The sequence below is a fragment of the Parafrankia colletiae genome, assembly GCF_001854655.1.
GTDB lineage: Bacteria > Actinomycetota > Actinomycetes > Frankiales > Frankiaceae > Parafrankia > Parafrankia colletiae.
Window position 1 is genome coordinate 1 of record NZ_MBLM01000065.1, and the last position, 3972, is coordinate 3972.

The 3972-nt window shown below is 67.7% G+C and carries 3 protein-coding genes and 1 pseudogene; 3 read left to right on the forward strand and 1 reads right to left on the reverse strand.

Annotation, left to right across the window (positions count from 1 at the left end; translation table 11 throughout):
- Positions 1 to 188: 188 nt before the first annotated feature.
- Together CC117_RS09100 and CC117_RS09105 are read left to right on the forward strand one after the other, a co-directional pair.
- Positions 189 to 1441 (forward strand): IS3 family transposase gene (locus CC117_RS09100; RefSeq protein WP_116287743.1). Its coding sequence is split into 2 segments (ribosomal slippage): positions 189 to 471 and positions 471 to 1441, totalling 1254 coding nucleotides; the frame shifts between segments, so codons are not numbered across the junction.
- Between the two features lie 238 nt (positions 1442 to 1679).
- A pseudogene (locus tag CC117_RS09105) lies at positions 1680 to 2405 on the forward strand (transposase); the annotation flags it as partial.
- Positions 2406 to 2721: 316 nt separating this feature from the next.
- Here the strand turns inward: CC117_RS09105 and CC117_RS09110 are convergent.
- Complete coding sequence (locus tag CC117_RS09110) at positions 2722 to 3321, reverse strand: TetR/AcrR family transcriptional regulator (protein WP_071083319.1); 600 nt, start codon at positions 3319 to 3321, stop codon at positions 2722 to 2724.
- A 106-nt stretch (positions 3322 to 3427) separates the two neighbouring features.
- Between CC117_RS09110 and CC117_RS09115 the strand changes: the two genes are divergently transcribed.
- On the forward strand, positions 3428 to 3972 hold a 545-nt coding region (locus tag CC117_RS09115), incomplete at its 3' end, for an SDR family oxidoreductase (protein ID WP_071083320.1).

The following is a 3972-nucleotide window of genomic DNA, read 5'->3' on the forward strand; positions in this document are numbered from 1 at the left end:
AGGTCACCCCGCGCCACACAACGGATCATGCAACCCGAAAGTCACCACCAGCTCCACGGCCAACCTCGGGACGTACTTCTGAAACACGCCCTAGTGCGCCACGAGGCGCTTGGCCGTATCCCCAGCTCAGCTGGGAGGTGAACCGCCCCGGGTCGGATGGAGGCTTGATTCTCTGAGAGGATCGAGTCATGGCACGTCCTTCCCCTTACCCCGCCGAGCTGCGGCGTCGTGCGGTCCGGATGGTCGCCGAGGTCCGTCCCGACTACCCCACCGAGTGGGCCGCGATGAAGGCCGTCGCGTCCAAGCTCGGCATCGGAACGGCCGAGACGGTACGGCAGTGGGTCCGGCGCGATCAGATCGACAACGGGAACCGGCCCGGGGTGACGACGGAGGAGTCCGCGCAGGTCAAGGCGCTGAAGAAGGAGGTCGCCGAGCTGAAGCGGGCGAATGAGATCCTCAAGGCCGCGGCGAGTTTCTTCGCGGCCGAGCTCGACCGGCCACACCTGCGCTCGTAGCGTTCGTCGACGAGCACCGGGACCGCTTCGGCGGTGTCGAGCCGATCTGCCGCGTGCTGACCCTGCACGACTGCAGCATCGCCCCCTCCACCTACTACGCCCACAAGCAGCGTCAGGCATCGCCCTGCACCCGCCAGGTACGGGACGCCGAGCTCACGACGCTGATCACCGAGGTCTACGACGCCAACTACCGTGTCTACGGGGCGCGGAAGATCTGGCGGGAGCTGCACCGGCAAGGCCACCCGGTGGCCCGCTGCACCGTCGAACGCCTCATGCGTGAACTCGGCATCACCGGTGCCGTCCGCGGCAGGAAAGTGGTCACCACCATGGCGGATCCGGCCGCGACACGGGCTCCTGACCTGGTGGAACGCGACTTCGTGGCCGACGCACCGAACCGCACCTGGGTCGCGGACTTCACCCACGTCGCAGCCTGGGCCGGCACCGTCTACGTCGCGTTCGTGGTGGACACCTTCTCCCGCCGCATCGTCGGCTGGTCCGTCGCGACCACCAAGCACGCCGAACTCGTCCTGACCACGCTGGAGATGGCACTGTGGCAACGGGACCGGACCGGCACCAGGCCCGTAGCGGGTGAGCTGATCCATCACTCGGACGCGGGTTCGCAATACACGTCTTTCACGCTCGCCGAGCACCTGGACCGAGCCGGCATCGCGGCCTCCATCGGCACGGTCGGCGACGCACTGGACAACGCACTGATGGAATCGACCATCGGCCTGTACAAGACAGAACTGATCAAACCGCGGCGGCCCTGGCGAACTCTGCCCGAGGTCGAGTTGGCCACCGCCGAATGGGCAGACTGGTACAACCACCGACGCCTACATGGTGAGATAGGCCACATCCCACCAGTCGAATACGAAGCTAACTACTACCCGACAGCCCAGAAACCCCAGGCCACAGTCACAACCTAGAGCCTCCAACCTTCCCGGGGCGGTTCAGGGTCCCTGTTCCGGCTGGGGGTCACAGGCGAGGGGAAGGCCGGAAGGGTGACTGTCAGGGAACCCTTGCTTGATGCCCCGTCAGGAGTACATCTCGGGCCGGATGGTTGTGTCGGGGTGAATAGGGGCTGGCCGCATGTGATGGCGGCAGCGGCGATCGCGGATCTCACGACGGTCGTGCAGGACACCGCCGTCCCCGGGGTAGAGAGGGCACCCGACCCGGCCGGGTCTCACGCGTGACCATGACCTGCTCGATCAGGGTGTCGGTCTGCTCGACTGCGCCCGGCGGCTCAACCTGGGACTGAACACGGTCAAGCGTTACGCGCGGGCCACGGAGCCGGAACGGCTGGTGCGCGCTCCCCTCTACCGGCCGACCCTGGTCGACCCCTACCGCGACTATCTGAAGCGTCGCCGCGCCGAACAGCCCGCCGTGCCCGTGCTGCACCTGTTCCACGAGATCACACAGCAGGGATACGAGGGAAGCCTCAACCTGTTCGTCCGCTACGTCAACCAGGGACGCGTCGACAGTGATCGGCCCGCGATCTCGCCTCGGCGTGTCACCCGGCTCCTGCTCACCCGACCCGGCACCCTCACCGACAGCCAACGCGACCGGCTCGACGACATCACCACCGCCTGCCCGGACATGACCGCCCTCGCCGGACTCGTTCGCGGCTTCGCCAAGCTCCTCCACCCCGCCGACGGCAACGCCCACCTGCTCAACGAGTGGATCACCACCGCCCGGGCCGCTGACCTGCCCCACCTGCATTCCTTCACCCGCGGCCTCGACCTCGACCGCGCAGCCGTCGACGCCGCCCTCACCCTGCCCCACCACAACGGCGGAACCGAAGGCGTGAACACCAAGACCAAACGGATCATGCGCCAGATGCACGGCAGGGCCGGGTTCACCCTGCTCCGCCACCGCATCCTGCTCGGCTAACATTCCGTCACCACCGAAAGTGAGCCAGAGCCGTTGATCAGACACTCCCCGACTACCGCAACCAGCCCTGGCGGCTTCCGGGTGGCCGGCGCGGAACCGGGCGCCGCATTCCAGGCACCAACCGAGAAGTGGCCCTTGACTCGCTCGGCGCGGCCGCACTGCTGACCGACGGAGCCACCCGATATGTCGATCTGTTTGGTGCTGCGACCTGCTCGGACGTCATGGGCCATCTGTCCAAAAATGGGCCGGAGTTAGTCCTTGAGCAAGTGCGCAATCTCGAAACTCGGACCCGATTGGGCAGCACCCCACACGTGCGCTATGAGGGGAGGCCGCTCTGCTGGGTTGCGGGCGCGCCGGCACGGAGTCCGTTCATGACGAGGTCCAGCAGTCGGGTGAGGCGGGGTTTCCAGTCGCTGTCGGCATCGATCTGCCAGAGACCGGCGACGGCGAGGAACAGGTCGTCCGAGGTCACTCCGGCTCGGATGGTGCCGGCCTCCTGGTTGGCGCGCAACAGCAGTTCGGCGGCGGCGAACACCGGCGCGCATCCCGTCGCGCCTGGGCAGGTCGGTGCGCTGGTGGCCTGGCGGATCGCGTCGGCCAGCCCAGCCTTGGCGATCGCGTACTGGGCCAGCCGATCCATCCACGTCCTCAGCGCCTGGTCGGGCGGGAGCGCCTGGAGCAGGTCGGGCGCGGCGTCGGCGGCCTGCTGCATCTCGTGGCGGTAGACCTCCAGGACAAGCGCCTCCCGGTTCGGGAAGTGGCGGTAGAAGGTGCCCTGCCCGACGCCGGCCTTCTTGGCGATCGCGCTGAGCGGCACGTCGGCCGAGCGCGACAGCTCTTCCAGCGCCACCGTCAGGATGCGCTCGCGATTGTGCAGGGCGGCCGAGCGCACCCGGGTGGTTGTCGCTTCCGACATCGTCCCCACCTCCTTGCTTACCGGACAACTGTCCGGGTACAGTCCCGAAGGTCGGACAGCTGTCCGCTTAGCACGCATCCTATTCGGCAGGGGAAGGCATGCGCCCATGAAGACCAGCGGCAACACCATTTTGATCACCGGCGGCACCTCGGGCATCGGGCTCGGCCTGGCCCGGAAGTTCCACGAGCTCGGCAATCAGGTGATCGTCGCCGGCCGCCGCGAGGAGCTGCTCGACGAGATCGCCGCCGCCCAGCCGAGCATCGACACGATCGCTCTGGACATCGCCGACCCGGACTCGATCGCCCGCGTCCGCGAGGCGGTAGCGGCTCGCCACCCGCAGCTCAACGTCCTGATCAACAACGCCGGCATCATGCTCCCGGAGAACCTCCTGGACCCCGCCTCGCTGCCGGTCGCCGAGAACACCATCGCCACCAACCTGCTCGGCACAATCCGGATGGTCTACGCGTTCCTGCCGCTGCTGGCCGACCGGACCGACGCGGTCGTCATGAACGTCTCGTCCGCGCTGGCGTTCGTCCCGTGGCCGGTCACCCCGACCTACAACGCGACCAAGGCCGCGTTGCACTCCTTCAGCGACAGCCTGCGCGTTCAGGTCGCCGACGCCGGCGTCCAAGTGATCGAGCTCGCGCCGCC

Coding starts and splice junctions, on each gene's coding strand:
- CC117_RS09110 (WP_071083319.1), bottom strand. CDS start 3,321: ATGTCGGAAGCGACAACCACCCGGGTGCGCTCGGCCGCCCTGCACAAT.